At 64.2% G+C, this 22,534-nt stretch carries 23 protein-coding genes; 8 read left to right on the top strand and 15 right to left on the bottom strand.

From position 1 onward, the window contains the following. Window positions 1-12 precede the first annotated feature (12 nt). The 4 genes from moaB to ACO06R_RS17960 form a co-directional block, all read right to left on the bottom strand. Window positions 13-570, bottom strand: a complete 558-nt coding sequence (gene moaB / locus ACO06R_RS17975; protein ID WP_421853272.1) for a molybdenum cofactor biosynthesis protein B — start codon at window positions 568-570, stop codon at window positions 13-15. After that, window positions 557-1,474, bottom strand: coding sequence for a 4-(cytidine 5'-diphospho)-2-C-methyl-D-erythritol kinase (locus tag ACO06R_RS17970; RefSeq protein ID WP_421853269.1), 918 nt, complete (start codon window positions 1,472-1,474; stop codon window positions 557-559). The genes moaB and ACO06R_RS17970 overlap by 14 nt, the downstream gene beginning before the upstream one ends. A gap of 25 nt (window positions 1,475-1,499) precedes the next feature. Beyond that, window positions 1,500-3,290, bottom strand: coding sequence for a tetratricopeptide repeat protein (locus ACO06R_RS17965; protein WP_421853266.1), 1,791 nt, complete (start codon window positions 3,288-3,290; stop codon window positions 1,500-1,502). A gap of 99 nt (window positions 3,291-3,389) precedes the next feature. Beyond that, window positions 3,390-4,406, bottom strand: a complete 1,017-nt coding sequence (locus ACO06R_RS17960; protein WP_421853263.1) for a polyprenyl synthetase family protein — start codon at window positions 4,404-4,406, stop codon at window positions 3,390-3,392. A 144-nt stretch (window positions 4,407-4,550) separates the two neighbouring features. Between ACO06R_RS17960 and ACO06R_RS17955 the strand changes: the two genes are divergently transcribed. The 3 genes from ACO06R_RS17955 to ACO06R_RS17945 all read left to right on the top strand — a co-directional run bounded on the left by ACO06R_RS17955 (window position 4,551) and on the right by ACO06R_RS17945 (window position 6,550). Next, window positions 4,551-4,772 (top strand): DUF2007 domain-containing protein, encoded by a 222-nt coding sequence (locus tag ACO06R_RS17955; protein WP_421853260.1) that lies wholly within the window; start codon window positions 4,551-4,553, stop codon window positions 4,770-4,772. Window positions 4,773-4,776: 4 nt separating this feature from the next. Then, a complete protein-coding gene (locus ACO06R_RS17950; protein WP_421853257.1) occupies window positions 4,777-5,565 on the top strand; it encodes a tRNA1(Val) (adenine(37)-N6)-methyltransferase in 789 nt (262 codons plus the stop codon). Window positions 5,566-5,716: 151 nt separating this feature from the next. Then, entirely contained in the window at window positions 5,717-6,550 is an 834-nt protein-coding gene (locus ACO06R_RS17945) for a methionyl-tRNA formyltransferase (RefSeq protein WP_421853254.1), read from the top strand. Window positions 6,551-6,564: 14 nt separating this feature from the next. Here the strand turns inward: ACO06R_RS17945 and purD are convergent, their stop codons facing one another. Beyond that, window positions 6,565-7,848, bottom strand: coding sequence for a phosphoribosylamine--glycine ligase (gene purD / locus ACO06R_RS17940; protein ID WP_421853251.1), 1,284 nt, complete (start codon window positions 7,846-7,848; stop codon window positions 6,565-6,567). 95 nt (window positions 7,849-7,943) lie between these two features. Between purD and ubiA the strand changes: the two genes are divergently transcribed. Continuing rightward, window positions 7,944-8,912, top strand: a complete 969-nt coding sequence (ubiA, locus tag ACO06R_RS17935; protein WP_421853248.1) for a 4-hydroxybenzoate octaprenyltransferase — start codon at window positions 7,944-7,946, stop codon at window positions 8,910-8,912. A gap of 40 nt (window positions 8,913-8,952) precedes the next feature. Next, the gene (locus ACO06R_RS17930) at window positions 8,953-9,783 is read left to right on the top strand and encodes a sulfotransferase (RefSeq protein ID WP_421853245.1); all 831 of its coding nucleotides are present in this window, start codon (window positions 8,953-8,955) and stop codon (window positions 9,781-9,783) included. Here the strand turns inward: ACO06R_RS17930 and ACO06R_RS17925 are convergent. From ACO06R_RS17925 to ACO06R_RS17915, 3 genes are all read right to left on the bottom strand, one after another. Further along, window positions 9,780-10,343 carry a DUF6101 family protein gene (locus ACO06R_RS17925; protein ID WP_421853242.1) on the bottom strand — a complete coding sequence of 188 codons (564 nt, stop codon included), beginning with the start codon at window positions 10,341-10,343 and terminating at the stop codon, window positions 9,780-9,782. The genes ACO06R_RS17930 and ACO06R_RS17925 overlap by 4 nt on opposite strands. 222 nt (window positions 10,344-10,565) lie before the next feature. Continuing rightward, the gene (locus ACO06R_RS17920) at window positions 10,566-11,987 is read right to left on the bottom strand and encodes an FAD-binding oxidoreductase (RefSeq protein WP_421853239.1); all 1,422 of its coding nucleotides are present in this window, start codon (window positions 11,985-11,987) and stop codon (window positions 10,566-10,568) included. After that, window positions 11,984-12,976, bottom strand: coding sequence for an L-threonylcarbamoyladenylate synthase (locus tag ACO06R_RS17915; protein ID WP_421859507.1), 993 nt, complete (start codon window positions 12,974-12,976; stop codon window positions 11,984-11,986). The genes ACO06R_RS17920 and ACO06R_RS17915 overlap by 4 nt, the downstream gene beginning before the upstream one ends. 145 nt (window positions 12,977-13,121) lie before the next feature. On the opposite strand from ACO06R_RS17915, the gene ACO06R_RS17910 reads away from it, so the two are divergent. Then, a complete protein-coding gene (locus ACO06R_RS17910) occupies window positions 13,122-13,535 on the top strand; it encodes a hypothetical protein (protein WP_421853236.1) in 414 nt (137 codons plus the stop codon). 73 nt (window positions 13,536-13,608) lie between these two features. Here the strand turns inward: ACO06R_RS17910 and glyS are convergent, their stop codons facing one another. The 6 genes from glyS to ACO06R_RS17880 all read right to left on the bottom strand — a co-directional run bounded on the left by glyS (window position 13,609) and on the right by ACO06R_RS17880 (window position 19,802). Next, window positions 13,609-15,729, bottom strand: coding sequence for a glycine--tRNA ligase subunit beta (gene glyS, locus ACO06R_RS17905; protein WP_421853234.1), 2,121 nt, complete (start codon window positions 15,727-15,729; stop codon window positions 13,609-13,611). A gap of 33 nt (window positions 15,730-15,762) precedes the next feature. Continuing rightward, window positions 15,763-16,146, bottom strand: a complete 384-nt coding sequence (locus ACO06R_RS17900) for a VOC family protein (RefSeq protein WP_421853231.1) — start codon at window positions 16,144-16,146, stop codon at window positions 15,763-15,765. Between the two features lie 80 nt (window positions 16,147-16,226). Beyond that, the gene (locus ACO06R_RS17895; RefSeq protein ID WP_421859505.1) at window positions 16,227-18,155 is read right to left on the bottom strand and encodes a DUF2207 domain-containing protein; all 1,929 of its coding nucleotides are present in this window, start codon (window positions 18,153-18,155) and stop codon (window positions 16,227-16,229) included. Window positions 18,156-18,175: 20 nt separating this feature from the next. Continuing rightward, window positions 18,176-18,742: a LemA family protein gene (locus ACO06R_RS17890; protein WP_421853228.1), complete on the bottom strand. Its 567-nt coding sequence runs from the start codon at window positions 18,740-18,742 to the stop codon at window positions 18,176-18,178. Between the two features lie 82 nt (window positions 18,743-18,824). Beyond that, window positions 18,825-19,202 (bottom strand): VOC family protein, encoded by a 378-nt coding sequence (locus ACO06R_RS17885; protein ID WP_421853225.1) that lies wholly within the window; start codon window positions 19,200-19,202, stop codon window positions 18,825-18,827. A gap of 111 nt (window positions 19,203-19,313) precedes the next feature. Beyond that, the gene (locus ACO06R_RS17880; RefSeq protein WP_421853222.1) at window positions 19,314-19,802 is read right to left on the bottom strand and encodes a fasciclin domain-containing protein; all 489 of its coding nucleotides are present in this window, start codon (window positions 19,800-19,802) and stop codon (window positions 19,314-19,316) included. 211 nt (window positions 19,803-20,013) lie between these two features. On the opposite strand from ACO06R_RS17880, the gene ACO06R_RS17875 reads away from it, so the two are divergent. Both ACO06R_RS17875 and ACO06R_RS17870 read left to right on the top strand, forming a co-directional pair. Further along, window positions 20,014-20,220 (top strand): hypothetical protein, encoded by a 207-nt coding sequence (locus tag ACO06R_RS17875; protein ID WP_421853219.1) that lies wholly within the window; start codon window positions 20,014-20,016, stop codon window positions 20,218-20,220. 112 nt (window positions 20,221-20,332) lie between these two features. Continuing rightward, window positions 20,333-21,100, top strand: a complete 768-nt coding sequence (locus ACO06R_RS17870) for a DUF1868 domain-containing protein (RefSeq protein WP_421853216.1) — start codon at window positions 20,333-20,335, stop codon at window positions 21,098-21,100. Window positions 21,101-21,560: 460 nt separating this feature from the next. Here the strand turns inward: ACO06R_RS17870 and ACO06R_RS17865 are convergent, their stop codons facing one another. Continuing rightward, window positions 21,561-22,484: a hypothetical protein gene (locus ACO06R_RS17865; RefSeq protein ID WP_421853213.1), complete on the bottom strand. Its 924-nt coding sequence runs from the start codon at window positions 22,482-22,484 to the stop codon at window positions 21,561-21,563. Window positions 22,485-22,534: the final 50 nt, after the last annotated feature.

Genomic DNA, 22,534 nt, shown 5'->3' with positions numbered 1-22,534 from the left:
CTCCGGGCCTGTTCAGGCTGACTTGCCGCCGCCGCGTTTCAGGTGCTCATCGAGCCGGGGCATGATCTCCACGAAGTTGCAGGGCATATGCCTGTAGTCGAGCTGCGCCTTGAGAACGCCGTCCCACGCGTCTTTGCAGGCGCCGGGCGAGCCGGGGAGGATGAAGACGAAGGTTTGGTGGACCAGCCCCGCCGTGGCGCGCGACTGGATGGTCGAGGTGCCGATCTTGTCCTGCGACAGCCGGTGGAACACGGCCGAAAAGCCGTCCATCCGCTTCTCGAACAGCGGTTCGATCGCCTCGGGTGTGACATCGCGCCCAGTAAACCCGGTGCCGCCCGTTGTGATGATCACTTCGATGTCGTCGCGCGCCGCCCAGTTGCTCACGATCTGCGCGATTCTGTCGGCATCATCGGTGACGATCGCCCGGTCGGCCAGCGTGTGCCCCGCTTCTTCCAGGCGCGTCACCAGCGTGCCGCCGGAGCGATCCTCTTCAAGCGAGCGCGTATCGGAAACGGTCAAGACCGCAATGCGGACCGGGATGAAGGGGCGGGCTTCGTCAAGTCTGCTCATTGTGGGATGCTTCCAGTTCAGGGGAGGGGTGGCTCGCGGTTGCGGTGATCCACCAGTCCGGATGATCGTGCGCCAGCATCGCCGCCGCTTCGCGTGCAGCCGCCGGACTGTCATAGACGCCGAAACACGTGGCACCGGACCCCGACATGCGCGCCAGTCGCGCGCCGCTCTCAGCGACGGCATTCAGGCAGCGGGTAATCGGCGGGGCAATGCCAGCGGCCGCGGCCTCCAGGTCGTTTCGCGTTCGCTCAGAAAGCCAGTCGACCCAATCGGCCGCCGATTTCAGGTTTTCGCGCCCGATATCGCCGATCGAAGGATTGGCACGGTTCTCCAGCGCGCCGAACACGCGCGGTGTCGCGACCCGCTGGCGCGGATTGACCAGCAGCATGGCCATGCCAGGGATGGTCTCGAGCGGCTTGATCGATTCGCCGATACCGGATGCGAAGAGCGGGCGGTTTTCCATGCACATCGGCAGATCCGCGCCGATCTCGACCGACCGGTCGCGGATGACGTCGGCCGCGCCACCGTAATCCCAGTGATCGACAAGCGCGCGGATCGTCGCCGCGGCGTCCGCCGATCCGCCGCCGATACCGGAGCCGGCGGGCAGGTATTTCTCAAGCGAAATAGCGACCGGCGGAGCTTTTATGCCGTTTTCCTTGAGCATGTCCCGCATGAAGTCGCGCGCCTTGACAACGAGATTACGCGCCGGGTCTTCGCCCTCCAGGTCGGCGGCTTCGGGTCCGGAGATCGATAGTTTGTCGCGTTCCGAATCGGCGACCAGAATGCGGTCGCCATGCTCGGCGAAGACCGCAATGGTCTCGATCAGGTGATAGCCGTCTGAACGCTGTCCGGTGACATGAAGCGCAAGGTTGAGCTTTGCATTGGCCTCGTACCAGCGGGGCATGGTCCTTTCCCGTCCGCCAAGGGCGTCAGCCGTCGCTGTCCGTGTCCGGCGATGCCGCGGTCTTGCCGGAAACGGCCTCGTCGATACGGCTGACCGCGATCTGTGGCCGTTCGCCCGGCGTGTTGCTGGCCTGCAGCTTGGCTTCGATCTTGGTCGCTTCCTCCGGCTCGATCTCCATATCGAGCGCCTGCGCCCACTGATAGGTGGCTTCAAGCTTGCGTCCGACACGCCAATAGGCGTCGCCGAGATGATCGTTGATGATGGCGTCGCGCGGCCGCAACTCGGTCGCCTTCTCCAGTTCGGTCACCGCCTCTTCGAAACGGCCCAGCCGGTAGAACGCCCAACCGAGGGAATCGACGATGTAGCCATCGCGTGGCCGCATATCGACGGCCTTGCGGATCATCTCGAGACCTTCGTTGAGATTGATGTTCATGTCGATCCACGAGTAGCCGAGATAGTTCAGCACATCGGCCTGATTGGGCGACAGTTTCAAGGCATGCTTGAAGGCGCGCTCAGCCTTGTCCCACTGCTTGATCCGCTCATAGGCGATGCCCATGCGGTAATAAAGCGGCCAGTATGTCGGATCCGAGTTGTCGAAATGGCGGACCGCGCGCTCGTAGAGTTCGGCGGCTTCCGCGTACTCCTTCAGCCCCGCATAGACCCCGCCAAGCGCGAGATAGCCGCGATACTCCTGCGGATTGTCGTCGATCGCCGCCAGCAGCGTCTGCTTGGCTTCCTCGTTGCGGTCCATGTCCGAAAGGTTCAACCCTTTCTGCAGGCGGGCGATACGGCCGTAGGGCGATTTCGGCGAGATGCCGTCATAGTAGGAAATCGCCCGTTCCGGCGACGAGAGCCGTTCGGATATGCCGCCCAGTTCGAAGTTGATTGCCGCGTTTTCCGGGTCGAGCGCCCGCGCGAACTCGAAATAGAGTGCTGCAAAACCCTCCGCGCCGTCGCGATTGATCGCCGTTCCGAGATTGTAGAGGATTTCGGCTGCCCCCTTGGCGGGGCTGGCAACGCGCAGGGCTTTTCCGGCGGCGTTTTCGATATCCGCCTGGACCGCCAGAAGCGACGGGTTGGACGGCGCCAGGCCCAGCCCGAAATCAATCGCCTCCAGCGCCTCTTCGGGCTTGCCTTCGCGCGCCAGAAAGCCCGCATAGGCTTCGGCCAGCCGCAGATAGGTCTGCGGCGAGGCGCTGCCGCCGGTACTGTTGCTGATGCCCGCTTCGTAGCGTTGCGCCGCCTCCGCCTCGCGGCCCGCGGCGTCGGCGATCAGTGCGCCGTGATAGGTGGCAAACAGCTCGTACCAATCCGGCCCTTCCAGGGCATCGATATCGGCCAGCGCGTTGTCGGTTTCGCCGGCTCCGAGCTTGGCCCAGGCCCGCATGATGCCGGTCAGCAGCCGTTCGAGGTCGTTCTCCAACGCCAGGATCAGCATGCTGTCGGCCTGCAGGAAGCGCCGGTCTCGCAAAGCCTGGATACCAAGCGCCACGCGCGATATCCGTTCCACTTCGGGCACGTTCTTCAAGGCCTCGGCATGCGGCAGCGCATCGGCGAACTGGCCATTGGTGATCAGCGAGATCAGCAGTTCGCGCTGAAGGCCCTGATTTTCGGGATCGAAGCGAAGCGCGTCGCGATAATATTTGACCGCGGCACCGAAATCGTTGCCGGTCCGCGCGGTTTCCGCGGCCAGAAACGCGCCGGACAGCGTGCGCGCCGGCGCCAATTCGCGCTCGGGGTCGCGTTCGGCCTGCGCGGGCGCGGCGATTGCGAACATGGTGGCGGCAACAATGCCAAGAGCACGGTATCGTTTCATCGTCTCACCCGGTGATTGCCTTCGGTAAAACCAAGCCGAAAGCCGAACAGGCCGAGAATGGCCTTTTTGTGGTCGCCGCGCAACGCGGACGCAGGGTAGTCAACTAACGCGCGCGATACAGAACTCAACGACGTCCAGAAGCGCTTCTTTTTGCGGTGTCGGTTTCAGCGGCGCCAATGCGTCGCGTGCGATTTCGCCGAAGTGGCGCGCGCGCTGGATCGTGTCGGCGATCGCCGCATACTTCACCATCAGGCCACGCGCCTTTTCAAGCTCCGCGTCGCCGTTCTCGCCGCGTTCAAGGGCAGACTGCCAGAAGGCGCGCTCCTCGTCCGTGCCGCGCCGATAGGACAGAACCACCGGCAGCGTGATCTTGCCCTCACGGAAATCGTCGCCGGTGTTCTTGCCGAGATCGGCAGCGTTGCCGCCATAATCGAGCGCGTCGTCGACCAGTTGGAACGCCAGGCCGAGATTGAGCCCGTAGGACCGCAGCGCCGCACGTTCCGCCTTGCCCGCTGACGCGATGATCGGGCCGACTTCGGCAGCAGCCGAAAACAGTGCGGCTGTCTTCGCCTTGATGACGGCGAGATACTCGTCTTCGGTGGTTTCCATGTTCTTGGCCGCGGAGAGCTGCATCACTTCGCCCTCGGCGATGACTGCCGATGCGTTGGACAGCACTTCCAGTGAATCCAGCGAACCGACTTCGACCATCATCTTGAAAGCCTGACCGAGCAGGAAGTCGCCAACCAGTACGCTGGCCTGGTTGCCCCAGATCATCCGCGCTGTGGGTTTGCTGCGCCGCAGGTCGCTTTCGTCGACCACATCGTCGTGCAGCAGGGTTGCCGTGTGCATGAATTCGACGCTGGTGGCCAGTTTGACGTGGCCTTCGCCCTGGTAGCCGAACATGTCGGCGGCGGCGAGCGTGATCATCGGCCGCAGTCTCTTGCCGCCCGACGAGATGAGATGATTGGCGACTTCGGGGATCATCTCGACATTCGACCCGGCCTTGGAGAGGATCAACTCGTTGACCCGCTCCATGCCCGGCCCGACAAGTGAAACCAGCTTGCCGATGCCGGAAGCTTCCTTCCTGTTTTCATCGAGTGCTACGACGACGCCCACTATTCTCAGCTCCTGTTACTTCTTGCACATTAGAAATTCCGTGAATGACCGGCAAGCGGGGAAATCGTCGCAGCGTTCACGCTGCTTCAAAGCTTCGTCAACAGCGGCCTTGTGAGCCGACCGCCTAACGCCTATCAGAACCATATGGAAGAGCTTTTGCGCACCAATAACCCCGTCACCATTTCCTTCGTGGAAACGCTGATGCGCGAAGCGGGCATCGGCGTCCTTGTGGCCGACCAGAACATGAGCATCGTCGAGGGATCGATCGGCATCATCCCGCGCCGTATTCTCGTCGAGGCCGACCGCATTGAGCAGGCGCGCCGCATTGTCCGCGATGCCGGCCTCGAAAACGAACTGAGGAACTGACCGCTTGAGCGGGCCGCCAATCGCAGACGTCGAAACCACCGTCGACGCGTTTCACCGCGGCGGGTTCCGGATCCTCCAGCCGGCACAGGATGCGCATCGCTCGGGTGTCGATGCCACCATTTTGGCGGCCACCGTTCCGGCGGCGTTTTCCGGGTCTCTGGCGGATCTGGGGGCCGGCGCGGGGGCTGCCGCTTTCTCCGTGCTCGATCGCTGCCGCCAGGCGCGGGCGGTGCTGTATGAACATGCGCCCTTGATGGCGGATTGCGCGCGCGCCGGATTGACGTTGCAGGGCAATGCCCACCTTGCGCAGCGCGCCGAGGTGGTCGAAGCCGATGTCGGGCTCGATGGCAAGGCGCGCGAAGAGGCCGGCTTTCCGCGCGACCATTTCGACTGGGTGATCGCCAACCCGCCCTTCAACGATCCGAAGGATCGCACGACGCCGAAGTCGGCGAAGGCCGGTGCGCATGTCATGCAGCCGGATCTGTTCGAGCGCTGGGTCAAGACCGCTTGCGCCATCGCGCGGCCCGGCGCGGGCCTTTCGCTTATCGCCCGACCGCAATCCGTCGCCGCCATTCTCGACGCGATGCGGGGCCGTTACGGCGCTGTTGTTGTCTATCCGGTTCATCCACGCCCGTCGAAACCGGCGATCCGCATCGCAGTCACCGGCATCAAGGGAAGCCGCCGACAGATGGAACTGGCGCCGCCTCTGGTTCTGCATGACGAGGATGGCGGAACGTCCTTTACCGCCCATGCTGATGCGATCACCAACGGAAAGGCGGTGTTGGCCCTGTGAGCGAGGCTTGGACCGCATTGCTCGCGCGGGCCGGGCCCCACAGCGCGTGGTGCGACAGTCTGCCTGATTACGCAATTGACAGGTCCGGTCTCAGCGGGCAGTTGAAGTATCGCATTACCGGCCGAAATGACGATATATTTCAGGTGTTTACATGAAGATCGTGATTCTAACTTTCGACCTCCCAGAAGCAAATATCGCGACTCACCGGTTGTTGCGCGGCCTGGGCGGCGAGGTGAGCGGTATCATCCATTCCACATCCATCCTGCCCGGCAAGAGCAACAACATGGCGACGCTCGATCTCGGTCGTCGATTGGGATGGCGCTATGGCGCCGCCTGGCAGATGCACCGCTGGCTGGCGCAGGCCGGTGCGCTGAGCCTGCGGCTGCGCGGCCGTCCGGCCGGGTACGGTTCATTGAGGGCGCTGGCGCGCGAGGCCGGGATTCCGCTTGTCGCGACCGCGAATGCACATTCCGGCGATGCGCTCGATTCGCTCAAACGCTGGCAGCCCGATCTGATTATCTCCAACTATTTCAATCAGGTCATCCGCCAGCCGATCCTTGAGGTGCCGACAATCGGAACCATCAACATGCACCCGGCATTGTTGCCGCGAAACCGTGGGCTCATGCCATGTTTCTGGGCAATGGCCGTCGGCGACGACAAGACCGGCGCGACCGTGCACTGGATCGATGAAACGTTGGATACTGGCAACATCATCCTTCAGGACGCGCTTGCCATCGAACCGGACGATACGGTGATTTCCCTGTCGCAGCGCTGCAGCGAACTGGGCGCGGACTTGCTGCTGCGCGCAATCGACATGCTGCGCGAGGGGCCGGTGCCCGGTTTCGTCCAGGACGAAACGCGCAGGACCTATCAGTCCTGGCCGACCCCGGGGGGGCTGCGCCGGTTCCGCAAACGCGGCTATCGCTATGGTTCGCCTGCCGAGATGTGGAAGCAGGGCGCCCGGTCGCAGGCACCGTTGGCATGATCCCGAGCCTGCGGCTAGGCTCCGCCTTTCTCGCGTGCGATCTCCCGCCAGCCGATGTCGCGGCGGCAAAAGCCTTCTGGCCAGTCGACCATGTCGACCGCTGCGTAGGCGGTTTCCAGCGCCGCGGTGACGGTCGCGCCGGTCGCCGTCACGTTCAAAACACGCCCGCCATTGGCCACGAGATCGTCGCCGGTCTGTGCGGTGCCGGCATGATAGATCGCCACGCCGCCGGGAAGATCGCCTTCCTTCGGCAGTGCGATTGCCGAGCCCTTCTCGGCGGCTGCCGGATAGCCCGGCGCGCAGATCACCACCGTTGCCGCCGCCTCGTCATGCCAGCGCACGCTCATCGATGAAAGCATGCCGTCGGCGGCCGCCTTCAGGAGCAGCAGGAGATCGTCCTTGAGCCGTGGCATGATCACCTGGCATTCGGGATCGCCGAAACGGACATTGTATTCGATCAGCTGCGGCCCGTCCGCCGTCAGCATCAGTCCTGCATAGAGGACGCCCGAAAACGGCGTTCCCGCCTCGGCCATGCCGGCCATGGTCGGCTCGATGATCCGGGTCATCGTCTCGGCAATCAGGGCCTCGGTCATCACCGATGCGGGCGAGTAGGCCCCCATGCCGCCAGTATTCGGCCCGGTATCGCCTTCGCCGACGCGCTTGTGGTCCTGCGCTGTCGTCAGGGGCAGGGCGGTCTTGCCGTCGCAAATGCAGAAGAACGACGCCTCCTCGCCTTCCAGAAAGGCCTCGACCACCACTTCCGCTCCCGCTTCGCCGAACGCCCCTTCGAAGCAATCGTCGACGGCGGCCAGCGCCTCTTCCAGCGTCATCGCGACGGTCACACCCTTGCCGGCGGCCAGCCCGTCGGCCTTGATGACCACGGGCGCGCCGTGCTGGCGAATATGGTTCTTGGCCTTCGGCGCATTGTTGAACCGTGCATAGGCGGCGGTCGGAATGCCCATGCGCGCGCACAGGTCCTTGGTAAAGCCCTTCGACCCTTCCAGTTGCGCGGCGGCCGCCGACGGGCCGAACGCCGCGATACCGGCCGAAGCGAGCGAATCGCACAGGCCGTCGACGAGCGGTGCCTCCGGCCCGATGACGACGAGATCGATCGCGTTGATGCGGCAGAAATCGACAACCGACGAGTGATCGCCGGTGTCCAGCACGATGCATTCGGCGCTTGCGGCAATGCCGGGATTGCCCGGTGCGCAATAGAGCGTTCCGAGCAGCGGTGAATCCGCGAGTTTGGCGGCGAGCGCGTGCTCGCGTCCGCCCGAGCCGATCAGAAGTACGTTCATCGTCATTTGCTCCGCGCGTTTATCTGGCGGTACGGAACCGGCGGTGCGGGGTCAAGCTCTTGACCTTTCCGGGCCATCTTGTCACCAGTCTTCGCATGCGGGAAACCATTCAATCGCGAGCCGGTCAGGGCCGGGTTGCCGACGCGCCGTCGGGCCACTGGGTCTACCGGCTGCTGCCGGCGCGGCTGTGGCCTTACGCGCAGCTGGCGCGCTGGGACCGGCCGATCGGCTGGTGGCTGCTGCTGTGGCCGTGCTGGTGGTCGGCTGCCCTTGCCGGTCTCGCCGCCGCCGGCGATCAGCAGCCGGGTTTCGCGCCGTTCCCGCATCCCTGGCATCTTGCCCTGTTCCTGATCGGCGCCGTCGCCATGCGAGGCGCAGGCTGCACCTACAACGATCTCGTCGACCAGGGTATCGACGAAAAGGTCGCCCGCACCCGCTCGCGGCCGCTGCCGTCCGGTCAGGTAACGCGGTCGCAGGCCAAGCGGTTCCTCGCCTTGCAGGCATTGGTCGGGTTCCTGGTGCTCATCCAGTTCAACCTGTTTGCCATCGGCATTGGCGTCTTGTCGCTTGCAGTCGTCGCGGTCTACCCGTTCATGAAGCGCATCACCGACTGGCCGCAACTGACTCTGGGTCTTGCCTTTTCCTGGGGTGCCTGGATGGGTTGGGCCGGCCTGTTCGGCTCGCTGTCGCTGGCGCCGGCGCTTCTCTATCTCGGTTCGATTCTCTGGGTGATCGGGTACGACACGATTTACGCTCATCAGGACAAGGAGGACGACGCGCTCGTCGGCGTCCGCTCCACGGCCCGCCTGTTCGGCGACAACACCAAGCCCTGGCTCGCCGGCCTCTATTCGGGTTGCCTGATCCTGTTTGCCGCGGCTTTTTCGATTGCCGGCGTGCCTGTCTTGGCCTATTCCGGCCTTGCTGCCGCAGCCGTCCACATGCTTTTCCAGATTCGCGTCCTCGATATCGACGATCCAGACCAGTGCCTGCGTCTGTTCAAGTCCAACACGGTGGTGGGCTGGCTGGTGTTTGGCGGGCTCGTCGCGTCCGCGCCGATGCTTTAGACGCCGCCGCCGTTATCCGAACTGTAATGAGAGGCTCATTGTGAGCGAGAAAATATTCGTTCTTGGCGTTGGCGCCCAGAAGGCCGGAACGACCTGGCTCTACAAGTATCTGAACGGTTTCGACGACGTGAACACCGGCCGGCTGAAGGAGTATCACATCTGGGATGCCGTGGATCTGGATGTCTTCAGGGATCGAAGGATTGGCCGCTGGGCCTATCTCCGCAAGAAGATAAGGCGCAAGCAGGATGCGACTGTTCTGCGCTACGAGATGCAGAATCGGCGAGGAGCCTACGAGGCCTATTTCCGGTCAATTGTCGATCAGGGCTATCGCGTTACCGGAGACATAACGCCGTCCTATGCCCTTCTGCCGGTTCAACGGCTCGCCGACCTCAAGTCGAGGCTCGAGGCTGTCGGACTCACGGTGAAGGTGGTCTTTTCAATGCGTGACCCGGTTGAGCGTTGCTGGAGCGAAGCCCGCATGATCAGGCGGATGCGAAATCAGCGGCTGACGCCGGAACTGGCGGCACTTTCCGAAGCCGACCATGTCCGGGCGGAGTATTCGAGGTTTCATTCCGAACAACGCACCCGCTACCAGCGCACGGTACAACGGCTCGACGATGTCTTCGACAAGGACGATATCTTCTACGGATTCTACGAGAGCCTGTTTCAGGCGCCGTCACTGGAAAGGCTCGGCCAGTTCCTTGGAATTCCGGTCGCGATCGAGAAGACCGCGGAAGTGGTCAATCAGTCACCCAAGACACGTGGCCTGGATCCGGAGCTTCGGCGTGAGATCGCCGGGTTTTATCGCGACACCTACGAGTTCTGCTTCGACCGCTTTCCCGAAACCCGCGAACTCTGGAACCCGGTTTAGCTGCGCGCGATGATCTCGACGCCGTCGAGCACCAGGCGGCAGCCGAGCGTGCCGAGGCGGCGGCGCGCCAGAAAGCGCGGCCTGCGCTCGGCGAACATGGCGTGATGCCGGCGCGGATGGCTGGTGTCGCGAACCACATTGCGGGCGCTTTCGTCCAGCGTGCGGGTCACGCCGTCCTCGTCGACCAGCAGCATCGGCAGGCCGAGAATGTCGGACCAGTGTTGCCAGTCCTGGGCAACCGATTCCAGGTGGTGGCCGACCGACAGCGGCACGCTGAGTTCCGGATCGCTGTGGGTCAGTTCCATGGCGACCAGCAGGCTCTCCGGCCCGTCATACATGGCGCGCACGGTCACGCCCTTAAACACGTTGGCGGGAAGGGCGATGTTGAGCGGCAGGCCCGATGAACCAAGCTGTCGCTTCAGCACGCACCCACTCTGGTGCACGGTGATGTGCACTTCGCCGTCATCGCCACGGGTCGCATAGACCAGTTTCTGCGGAAGTCTGGCCGGATCCAGCCGGAATTCGTGCCCGGCCCAGACCGGTTGTGCCCCGGAAGTCATGTGACGCCTCACCTGTTCATCCCTGAGAGCCACGGGCGTTTTCGCCTCTAAGCTTCTCATCCCTGTCTCGCGGCGTTCTCGGGAGAAGCCGCCGAGCCGTCAAAATAGCGCTGTCCTGCTGCTTGGGTGCTAAGAAACAACGTTAAGAAAACGCTGCCGTTTGAGATGGTTAGCAAATAACCACCAGCATCTCGAAAATGCTGCCGGCTGTCCGCATTTGGGTCAGTCGGGGAGAATGACTTTGCCAGGGTTCATGATACCGGCAGGATCGAGCGTCCGTTTGATCCGTTTCATCAGATCGAGAGCGACCGGATTTTTGGTCTCGGCAAGCTCGTCGCGCTTCATCTGACCGATCCCGTGTTCAGCGGCGATCGACCCGCCATGCTGGCGCACAATGGCGTGTACGGCAGGCGTGATCACATGTGTCGCCGCGAGGAAGGTCTGCTTGTCGGCGCCTACCGGCTGCGAGATGTTGTAATGGATATTGCCATCGCCCAGATGGCCGAAGGCGCAAATCCGCGCCGCCGGTTCGATGGCGTGGACCGCGCGGGCGGCCTCGGCCATGAAGCGCGGCACCTCGGCGACCGGCACCGAAACATCGTGCTTGATCGACCCGCCCTCGGGGATCTGGCTGTCGGAAATCCCTTCGCGCAGCCTCCAGAAGTCGAGTCGCTGGCGCTCGTTCTCGGCGAGCACCGCATCCGTCGCGACACCGTGCTCGAGCGCCTGCATCAACAGGGCTTCCAGCGTCTGGCGTGCATCATCTTGCGAGCGGGCCGAGGATATCTCAATCAACACATACCAGGGATGATGATGTTCGAGCGGGTCGCGCGTACCTTCCTGGTGGCGCAGTGTGAAATCGATCCCGATCCGCGCCATCAGTTCGAAGGCGGTCAGTTCCGAACCAGCCGCCGCGCGCGCCTTGTCGAGGAGTTCCAACGCTTCGTCCGGCGACGGCACCGCGACGAATGCGGTGGCGATACCGGCCGGTTGCGGAAAGAGCCGGAGCACCGCCGCCGTGACGATCCCGAGCGTGCCTTCGGCGCCGATGAACAGGTCGCGCAGGTTGTAGCCGGTGTTGTTCTTTTTCAGCCGGTTCAGGTCGTCGAGCACCGATCCATCCGCCAGCACCACTTCGAGCCCGAGGCACAGGTCGCGGGCAACGCCGTGGGCGAGCGCTCCGGTGCCGCCGGCATTGGTGGATAGGTTGCCGCCGATCTGGCAGGAGCCTTGCGAGGCCAGCGACAGCGGGAACAGCCGGCCGTGGTCGGCCGCCGCGTCGCGAATGGCTTCCAGCACAACACCGGCTTCCACGGTAATCGTGTTGCCGGCGGTGTCGATGTCGCGGATGCGGTTCAACCGCGACGTTGAAACGATGACCGCGTCGCCGCCCATGTCGGGGATCTGGCCGCCCACCAGCCCGGTATTGCCGCCTTGCGGCACGATTGGCGTGCCGGTTTCGCTCGCCAGCCTGAGGATCTGCGCCACCTCATCGGTGGTTCCGGGCCGCAATACGGCGGCGGTACGGCCATGCCAGCGGCGGCGCGGTTCGTTCAGATGCGGCGCGGTCCCGGCCTCGTCGGCAATGACATGGCTGTCGCCGACAATCTCCGCAAATCGCGCCAGCAAATCGCTGCTTGTCATGACTGCCCCCTGGGTGCCGCCGCGCGGCGCAGCCTGTCGTTGATCGCTTCGCCCAGCCCGGCTTCCGGAATTGGCTCCACGGCGATCGCCGTGGCGCCGGTGGCGTCCAGCCGGTGCATGTGTTCGAACAGATTGGCCGCCGCTTCGACCGGGTCGCCGGTTTCCGACAGCACCAGCACGGCATGCGCGTGTTTCGCGCCCGCAGCCCTTACCGGCCCGAAGCCGAGCAGCGCCTCGGACGGTTCGACACGGGCGGCGTCGAGCCGCACCGGGACCGAAGGCGCATAGTGCGAGGCGAGCATGCCCGGCGCTTCGATCGCCGCGCGCTGTTCGGCGCGCACCAGCGGCCGCCCGATGGCGGCCTCGATATCCTCGGCAGCGATGCCGCCCGGTCTGAGCAGCCGCACCGTGTCGCCGTCGACCTTGATGATCGTCGATTCCACCCCGACCGGCGCGGGGCCGGCATCGATCACCAGCCTGACCCTGCCATCGAGTTCCCGCGCGACGGCTTGCGCGGTCGTCGCGCTGATCCGCCCCGACGGGTTGGCGCTCGGTGCGGCAAGTGGCCGGTCGACGGCCTCGATCAGCTGCGCGCCGAAACCGCGCGGCGCGCGCAGCGCCACGGTTGCAAGCCCGGCGGTCACCAGCGGGTGGATGTCGTGGCTTTCTGCCAGCGGCAGCACGAGCGTCAGCGCGCCGGGCCAGAAGCGTCCGGCCAGCACGCGCGAAACCGGATCGAAGGTCACATAGCGCTCCGCCATGGCGATGTCCGAGACATGGCAGATCAGCGGATTGAAGGCGGGGCGCTGTTTGGCCGCAAAGATCTTGGCGACGGCTTCGCCATGGGTCGCGTCCGCGGCAAGCCCGTACACCGTCTCGGTCGGGATGGCGACAATATCGCCGGCAAGGACAGCCGTGCGCGCGGCTCCGAGCGCCGCCGCATCGGCTTGCAGGATCGTCGTTTCGGCGGAAATCCGGTCGTTTTCCATCGCCGCGACAGCTACACGCGGGCCGCCGCGCATGCAACGGTTTCGGGGTTTTGACGGGATCGGTAAAATTTGAGCGAAATTCAAAACGGGGTTTCAAAACGGCTTTGCTAACGTTGCGGTACAGAAAACCACGAGGGATGGTGTCATGACCAGACTTGCCAAAGCCGCACTCCTTTCGGCTGCTGTGACCATTGCCGCAACGGCTCCGGCCACCGCGGTGGACTATGAAATCAACACCGACGTCGACTTCCCGTCGGTGGTCTTCATCGATTTCGATCCGGCGACCATGCCGGTCGTGCTCGAGGCGCCCAAGGTGTCCTCGCTGTCGGTGATCGGTGGCGGCCAGAGCGCCAGCCCCGACCAGCAAGCCGATGCCCCGAAATCGGAAGAAAGCAGAACTTCCGAGGAAGCCGGCGAACGCAAATCGGCGTCCTTCAACGACCGCGCCGAATCCCGGCTCGAGGAACTCTCGCGGCCCGGCTCGACCGAGTTCGAAGACCGGCTGATCGACCGCGAGATCGAAGATCGCTTCCTGGAGGAAGTCGAACTGCGCCGCTGACCGCGCGGTCGAAACCTCCAGTAAAGCGCATAGACGTTCGCGGCCGCCGCGGGCGTCTTTGCTTTATCGTGTCTTAGCCGGCGATCTTCGAGAAGTCGGCCAGCTTGCGGGTTGTCTCGCGCAGCGAGGCGAGCAGGCGCAGCCGGTTCAGCCGCACCGCCGCATCCTCGGCATTGACCATCACCTGATCGAAAAACGCATCGACCGCCGGGCGCAATTCGGCCAGCACTGCGAACGCTTGCCCGTATTCCTCGCGGGCGATGTGGTCGTCGACATGGTGCACCACCGCGTCGAGCACATTGGCGAGTTCGCGCTCCGAGGCTTCGCCCAGAAGCGCATGATCGACCTTGCCGGCAAAGGTGCCTTCGCCGTCCTTCTTTTCCTCGGCCGCGAGGATGTTGAGCGCCCGCTTGGTGCCGGCAAGCAGATTGGCGCCGGCGTCGGTATCGAGCAGCGCGCCAAGCGCCTCGACCCGGCGCACGATCACAAGCAAGTCGTCATCGTCGGGCGACAACACGGCGTCGATCAGGTCGTGGCGGGCGCCGGAATCGCGCAGATACACCTTCAGCCGGTCGTGGAAGAAGGAGAGGAGGTCGGCATTGACGCTCTGGCGCGAAAGCGGCAACCGGATGCCGTTCTCCAGAATGATCCGGATCACGCCCAGCGCCGCCCGTCTGAGCGCATAGGGGTCTTTCGAACCGGTCGGCTTTTCGTCGATGGCCCAGAAGCCGGTTAGCGTGTCGAGCTTGTCGGCCAACGCCACGGCGATGGCGACCGGCTCGGTCGGCACATCGTCGGTCGGTCCAAGCGGCTTGTAGTGGTTCTCGATGGCAGCGGCCACACTCGCCGTCTCGCCTTGAAGGCCGGCATAGATGCCGCCCATCGCACCTTGCACTTCCGGGAATTCGCCGACGATTTCGGTGGTCAGATCGGCCTTGGCGAGCACGGCTGCGCGGCGCGCCAGTTGCGCGTCGGCACCGACCGTGTTGGCAAGCGAAGCGGCCAGTTCGGCGATGCGCGTTACCCGCTCGCCCTGCGTGCCGAGCTTGGCATGGAAGGTCACGCCCAGATTGTCGAGCTTCGCCATGCGCTGGTCGAGCGGCTTTTTCAGGTCGAGGTCGAACGTCTTTGCCGATGCTTCAAGTTCGCCGAGATCGGGTAAGTCGGCCTGGTCGGTCTTCCAGAAATGCAGCGCGTCGGCGAGGCGGGCGCGCACCACCTTGCCGTTGCCGGCGACGATCTCCTTGCCGCCGTCATGCGCCTCGATATTGGCGATCAGGATGAACCGGTTGGTTAGCATCGCGGTGTTCGGATCGCGGCAGACGAAGCATTTCTGGTTCGTCTTGATGGTCAGGCGCACCACCTCGTCGGGGATCTCGAGAAACTCCTCCTCGAACTCGCCCATCAGCACGACCGGCCATTCGACCAGGCCTGCAACTTCTTCCAAGAGGCCCTCGTCCTCGACCAGTTCGACACCGGCGGCAAAGGCCAGATTGCGCGCGTCACTCAGGATCATGTCCTTGCGGCGTTCGGCGTCGAGCACGACATGCGCCTTGGTGAGGCCGGCGGCGTAGTCGTCGAAGCGGCGCACCGCAAACGGCTCTGGCGCGTGAAACCGATGACCGCGCGCCTGGTTGCCGGCGACGATGCCGTCGACTTCGAAGGCGATCACCTGCGGTTCCTCGGTTTCCGGACCAAAGGTGCACAGGATCGATTGCAATGGCCGCACCCAGCGCAATGAACCCGGTTGCGCCGACGCCTTGCCCCAACGCATCGATTTGGGCCAGCCGAACCCGCGCACGATGCCCGGCATGGCGTCGGCGATGATGTCCTCGGCGGCGCGGCCCTCGCGCTTGATCACCGCGACATAGAAATCGCCCTTCTTGGGGTCGCTGCGCACCTCGGCCTCGTCGACCGATGCCAGCCCGGCGGCGCGCAGGAAGCCCTGAAGCGCCTTTTCCGGCGCGTCGGTGCGCGGTCCCTTGCGTTCCTCCGATGTGTCGGCGGAGCGCGCCGTCACGCCGCGCACATCGAGCGCCAGCCGGCGCGGTGTCCAGTAGGCGCGCGCACCCTCATAGGTCAGGCCGCCATCGACAAGCGCGCCGGTCACCGCCTTTTGCAGGTCGTTGGCGGCCTTGCGCTGCATGCGCGCGGGGATTTCTTCGCAGAAGAGTTCGAGCAGAAGGTCGGGCATTGTCGTTCCGGTGGGTTGGCGTCTTGATCCGCTCTAGTCAAGGTCCTGACCGAACGCGATGTCGTGTCCGTCGAGGTCCTGGATGCCGAATTCGAGAACGCCGTAAGGCTGTTCGCAGAGCGAGTAATCGATTTTCGCGCCGCTTGCGAGAAATTCCTCGTAGATTGCCTTGGCGTCGTCGACCCAGAAATAGGCGTTCCACATCTTGTCGACGATTTTCCAGTGCGGGACGATGGTGTGGTCGGCCGGTGCCTGCGACAGCATGATGAAGCATGCGTCGCGCTTGAGGATCGCGAAATTGGGCGGATCGCCCCAAAGGCGGCCCTTGAAGCCGAGCGCCTTTTCCCAATAGCCGACGCTGGCCACAACATCGCGCACCAGCAGGATGGGTGCCTGTTCCGTCAGTTTTCCGGTCATCGAAACTCGTGCTCCGTTTTCGGGTTCGCGCCGCGCATAGCAAGCCGGCGCGGGCTTGTCATCTTGCGGGGCAGGGCCAGCTACCAGCCGCCACCGCCGCCGCCACCACCGCCGCCGCCTGAAGAGCCGCCGCCGCCGGAAAAGCCCGAAGACGAGGATTTGGGTTGCGGCAGGGACGCGGTGAAGCTGTCCGACATCGAACTGGCCAGTCCGCCCATCGTGTTGCCGATGCGGTCGGCGGAGAAATCGCTGCCGCCGCGATACCATCGCGGGCCGTAATAGCCGGCGGCGACCGCCGCACCCGCCGCCGTGGCGGTAGCAAGCCATGTCTGGAAGGCATTCGACCAGGGCTTTTCGACGCCAAGCGCCACCGCATAGGGCAGCAGGGTCTCGAACTGCTGCGGCGACATCTCCGGTGCGCCGGCCATGTTCATCCGCTCCCTTTCGGCGGCGGTCAGATACATCTTCAGCCCCTCGATCTCGTCGGTCCGCCGCCGGCCGAGCGTGGTCGGTGCGCCGATCAGGAAGAAGAACAGGACATTGACCATCACGATCGAGACGAGCGCCCCGACAACCGCCGGGGAACCGATGGAAAACACCGAGTTCGCCAGCGTGAAGAGGCCGGAATTCATCACGAAGATCAGGCCGGCAAACAGGAAAAAGGCCAGTTGCACTTTCCCGGCGAGCCCGGACCGCGCCTGCTTTGCCATGCGCACGATGACAAAGGTCAGGATGCTGCCGAAAACGATACCGGGGATCAAAAGGCCGACAGTGTCGCTGTCCAGATTGCCGAAGGCCAATGTGGCCACGACGATGGCGACCGAGGCGACGACGCCCGGTACGATCCAGCCGGTGTTGGCGCGATAGAACACTGCACGGTGTTCGCCCTCCATCGCGGTTCGGAAGCGCGACGCCATCGTCTGTACGGACTTGCCGTTCGCCTTGTTGACGATCAATGCCGAGCCGCGACTTTCGATCTTCTTCAGCAGCGCGGCTTCGCCGACCGGCAGGCGTCCGCCTGTAAGCGGTTTGTCGGTGCGCCGGATCGTCAGTGTCTCGCCAATGTCTTCGAGTTCCAGATAGCCCTTGACCGCCAGGTTGATCGCCGCCGCCGATATCGCGCCGAAGCCCTTGCCCTTGAACCCCTTGTTCCAGATGTAGTGGGTCAGCGCCGGCGACACGCCGTCGGGCAGGTCCCAACGCGGCACGACGACGCCGCGCGGCGGGTCGCGCCCGACCCTGACCCAGGCGAAGAGATAGTAGCAGAAGATCGCCGTCAGGCCGGCGCCGGAGATCACCGTTGCCATGTTGTCGCGCAGATACCATGCGAACTGCTGCTGCGCGCTCGGCACGGCAATCAGGCCCTTGGCCAGCTTGACGCCGACCGTCAGCCCTTCGCGCGGGCCTAGCGGCTGCGTCGTTTCGAAGGATACCGTCAATCCGTCTGCACCGATGACCGAGCGGGCGTTTTCGTCCGTCGAGCCGAAGCGGCCCGTGACAGCGAACGTGTCCTCGACCGACGCGCCGTCGGGCAGGCGGATCACGGCCGCCGCGCGGGCGATCGGGAAGATCCACTCGGTACCGGTTGCGTTCCAGTAGATTTCGTCATGGCCATCGAAAAACCGCACCTGCCGGTCGGTACGATAGGTCAGTTCGTAGGTGTAGACGCCGGGTGAGAGGAACACGTCTTGCTGACCGAGATAGACGCGCACCAGGCGCCTGCCACGCTCGATGCGGGTGTTTTCCGCCTGGCCGTCGCGCTTTGCCGAAACCAGTTCGAAGGCGTTTCGGCCGGTCGCACCGCTGGCGATCTCGAAGGTGACGGGAAAATCGCGGTAGATGCCGCGTTTGATGTTGCGGCCCTCGGCGCGCACCTGGATCGTCTCGGTGACAAGATAATCGCCATTCGCGCGCACGGTCACGTCGCTGCGAAAGAACCGGATTTCCTCTTCGGCCGCCGCGCCGGCGGCGGCACAAAACAACAACAGGGCGGCGAGGAGAAAACGTATCATCGCCGCGCCCCTGCCGATCAGGAAAACTTCACGTCAGGCAGATCGCGATCGGCCGGATCGTCCAGCTCGAAATAGTCTGCCTTGATGAAGTTGAAGCTGTTGGCGATCAGGTTGGACGGAAAGCTCTCCACCCGCACATTCAGTTCGCGCGCCGAGCCGTTGTAGTAGCGGCGCGCCATCTGGATTTCGTGTTCCAGCTCCTGCAGCGTGGTTTGCAACTCGCGGAAGTTTTCGCTCGCCTTGAGGTCGGGATAGGATTCGGCAACGGCGAACAGGCGGCCCAGCGCCTGGCCGAGCAGGCCTTCGGCGGCGGCGCGGCCGGCAATGTCGCCTTCCGGGACGCTTTGGGCGCGGGTCCGCATCTCGGTGACCTTCTCCAGCGCCTCGCGCTCGTGGACGGCGTAGCCCTTTACGGTCTCGACGAGATTGGGAATGAGGTCGGCGCGCCGCTTCAGCTGCACGTCGATGCCGCTCCAGGCTTCCTGGACAAGCTGGCGCACCCGAACCAGCGCATTGTAGGTGATGATCCCGTAGATCGCCACAACGGCGACGATCAGAAGCACGATCAGGCTGCTGTCGAACATGCGGACCCTCCGGTAAATTCGGCCGGACGTTACCGAACGTACCCTGCCGTGTCACCCCGTGATCTGCGTCGGCGAAAGCCTCTCAGCCGAGCGGCGTGATCCAGCAGCTCACCGAGCCTGTCGGCGCCTGCACCACAGCAGCCCGGCCGATATTCGGGATGTCGAAGGGTTCCCGCATGATCTCGGCGCCGTTGTCGCGGGCCGTCTCAACCCGCCGTTCAATGTCGTCCACGGCGACATAGGTCAGGAAGTGGTCGGGAACGTCGGCATATTCCGGTTCGACGATCGATGACAGGCCGCCGAAGGTTTCGCCGTCGACCATGCAGATGTAGTAGGGTGCCGGGCCGCCCGTTGGCATCTCCTCGAAGGTCCAGCCGAGCGTGGCCGTATAGAATTCCTTCGTCTTCTCCGCATCATGGGTTCTGACTTCGGTCCAGTGCACCGTTCCATGTGACGTCACCTTACGGATCTCCCGATGGATTGCGACACCGGGATCATATCAGCATCCGGCGAGCGGTTCATAAAAAAAGCCCCGCAGCGGGTGCGGGGCTTTGTGGCACGAAGAGAGCCGTTAGCTCGACGGCAGCATCACCTTGTCGATGACATGGATGATGCCGTTGTCGGCGCGGATGTCGGCGGCCACCACATTGGCTTCGTCAACGGTCACGCCGCCACCGCCCTTGGTCACGGCGAGCGTGCGGTCGCCGCCCTGCTTGATCGTCTTCACGTGGATGGTGCGGCCCGGCAGCATGTTGGAAGCCAGTTCGCGCGGCAGCACGTGGTAGGAAAGCACGGCGACGAGTTGGTCCTTGTTCTCGGGCTTGAGCAGGGTTTCCACGGTGCCGGCCGGCAGTGCGGCAAAGGCTTCGTCGGTCGGCGCGAAGACGGTCAGGTTGTCGCCTTCGACCAGCGCGCCGGCGAGACCGGCGGCCTCTGCGGCGGCGAGCAGGGTGTTGAACGTGCCGGCGCCCTTGGCGACTTCGACGATGTTGCCGGCGGTGGCCGGAACGGCGGTTGCAAGGGCGAGCGCCATCGTGGCGCCGAGCGTGAGTTTGCGCATGATTTCCTCCTAGGGACAGATGGGATCGGCGGTTTCAGTCCGTCGATGCCCCTGATTACGTGGGCTGCGACATTAGGATCAGTTGAAAGCCGCCGCCCAGTTAACCCTCACGCTTGCGTGAGCACGGTGATCCGGTCGCGGCGATCTTGCGTTACCGCTGAACGCTTTCTGAACGGGGCGGCCACGCCGGGTTCAGCCCGGCGCTGCCAAGGTGCGCCATCGCAATGACACCGGCGAGGCGTCGATGAAAGCGCTCGAACTCTTGCACATCCTGCTGCTGGCGACATGCCTGTCGGACCAGTTGCACGTTTCCGGCTTCGAAATGGCCGGCATGCGCCGCGCCATCGAGCAGACCGGGCGCGGCCCTTACCGCGCAAGATTTCGGCGGTTCTCCGCCCGGACGGTTTCGACAGCGTAAAAACATGGCGTTCCGGCGCGAATACCGGCGCTCTTGGTCCGTTGTCACGGAAGTTTCACACCGAGTCCCTAGTCGCTCTCGACAACCACCCCCTCCAACGCAGGGAGTTCGTATGTCCCGTCCAGAGCCTTTCGATCTCATGACCCTTGCAGCGTCGCGTCACGCGACGCCGAACCGCTATCTCGGTGTGCGTTTCGACGATGACGGCGCGTTTCTGCCCGATCCGGGCAACACCGTGGTTCGCCACGTGGTGCCGGGGTCGCAGACGCAAGCCGCGCTGATCGAACTGCGCGAGCGGCTGCGCGGCCTCGCCTGGGGCCATCGCTTCGCCTTCACCGAAATCGACAGCCTGCACATGACGGTGTTCGAGGGCGTCCTGGAGACGCGGCGGCTGCCCAATCACTGGCCGGAGCGGGTATCGCTCGATGCGCCGCTCGAAACCGTGACCGATCATCTGGCGGACCGGTTGGCGCGGTTCGAGGGACCGGGGCCGTTTCAGATGCGCATCGCCGAGGTGACGCCGCTGGGCCTGATGCTGACCGGCACGACGTCCGCTGCCGAAGGCACCGCGCGGCGCTGGCGCAGCGGTCTGTCGGAAACGATGGGCTACCGCGCGCCGAACCACGACAGTTACGTCTTCCATGTCACACTCGCCTACATCATCGAATGGCTGCCTGACGCGTTGCTGGCCGAATACCGCCAGGCGCTGGCCGCGTTGACCGAGGAATTCGCCGCGCGCATCCCGGTTGTCGAACTGGGGCCGCCGGCATTCTGCACCTTTGAGGACATGAACGGCTTTCCGCCGGTGATGACCCTGCCGGGCACAGGACTGGAACCGGCGATCAAGCCTGCAGACGACACCATGGCAAAGGCGGGGTAGGGCGCGCGGCATCGCCGCCGCGCCTCGTTTCCTGAAGCCGGATTATCAAAGAACTGGAAGACGGGCGGTCAAAGCATCGCAACGTCTAAAAGGTATAGCGATCCTCGGACCGCCCGCTCGGTGGTCTTGCAGCTTCGGTCGGCGGCCCGGAACGAAAGTCCGGGAAAACAAGACTGCGCGCGCCGCTTCATGCCGCCCTGCCGTGGGGGTTCATCACCCAGCGATACACCTCTGCACCGCCCGACAGGCACCGTCCCTCTCTCCATCAGCCGGTGTGCACGACAGACTTCCGTGAGAAGGCAATTGCGATTGTAGGGGAGGTTCGGGCGCGGTGGACAGAATATTCGCAAGCGAGTCGAATGACTTTACGTAAACATCTGTGAAAACGTGCATTATTCCGTTCTTGACCCGTAGCGAGCTCGGCATGTTGTCCAACCTCGCACAAAGTGGGGCGCTGCCGTCACAAACGATGCGACAGTGCTTCAAGACCGGCGGCCAGCACCATGTCGTGGCCACGGTCATGCATCGGCAGATGCGAGTGCCCGGCCTTCAGTGCGCCGCCGGACGGCAGGAAGTCCGCGTGTCCGCCGGTGGCGGCGAGATCGGCGCAGAGCGCTCGCCAAGCGGTCAGCCGCGCCGCCCACATCGGATCGATATTGAGAAAGTCGCCCGCAACGAGTGCGGTTGGAATGGCCTGCAAATCGGCGATTTTTTGCGGACCGGCAGACGGTTCGATGGCAAGCAGGGCACGCACCGGCCCGCCCTCGGCGATCGCCGCAAAGGCGACTTCCGCGCCCTGTGAATGGCAGACCAGAACAGCACCGCCCAGCCGGTGCAGCAGCGCCGCAAGCGCGGCGGCCTGAAGTCCGGTCGTCGACAACCAGCGCGGCACGAATGTCCGCGCCAGTTGCTCCAGCGTTTCGTGGGGAAAGCGCTGCCCGGCGAATGCAGACCGGGTCGCAAAACCTGCGTCGGAACCGATGCGGAACAGCCGCCATGCCTCCTGCAGCGAGCGTGTGATCGGCGCGCCAGACCAGAGGCCCGGAGCAAAACCGGCCCGGCCGCGTTCGACATTGTCGATGACATGCACCTCGTAGCCGCGGTCGAGCAGCATGTGCAGCCAGCCTCGCCGTCCGTCCGGCGTTCGTTCCCAGACCGAACCGCTCATGCCGCCGCCATGCACGAGGACGACCGCCGGAGCCTTATTGCGGTGACCGGGAATGAAGTATTGTACATAGGCGTGTTCGACCACGAAGTCGCCGCGCGGATCGTAGTCGTAACTGACCTCGCGGGTGACAGCGATTTGCTGCGGATGGCCTTCGGTTACCCGCGCAATGCGGCCGCCCACCGTGTAGGACCCGAAGTCCCGCAATGTGTAGCTCACGAATGGTCCCCGGTTTCGCAGATGACAGGACCCCGCCCCGCAAGGGGCGG

The organism is Oricola sp. (assembly GCF_965230365.1).
Lineage (GTDB): Bacteria > Pseudomonadota > Alphaproteobacteria > Rhizobiales > Rhizobiaceae > Oricola.
Note: the sequence above shows the minus strand (reverse complement) of the source record. Positions and strands in the feature narration are given on the sequence as shown.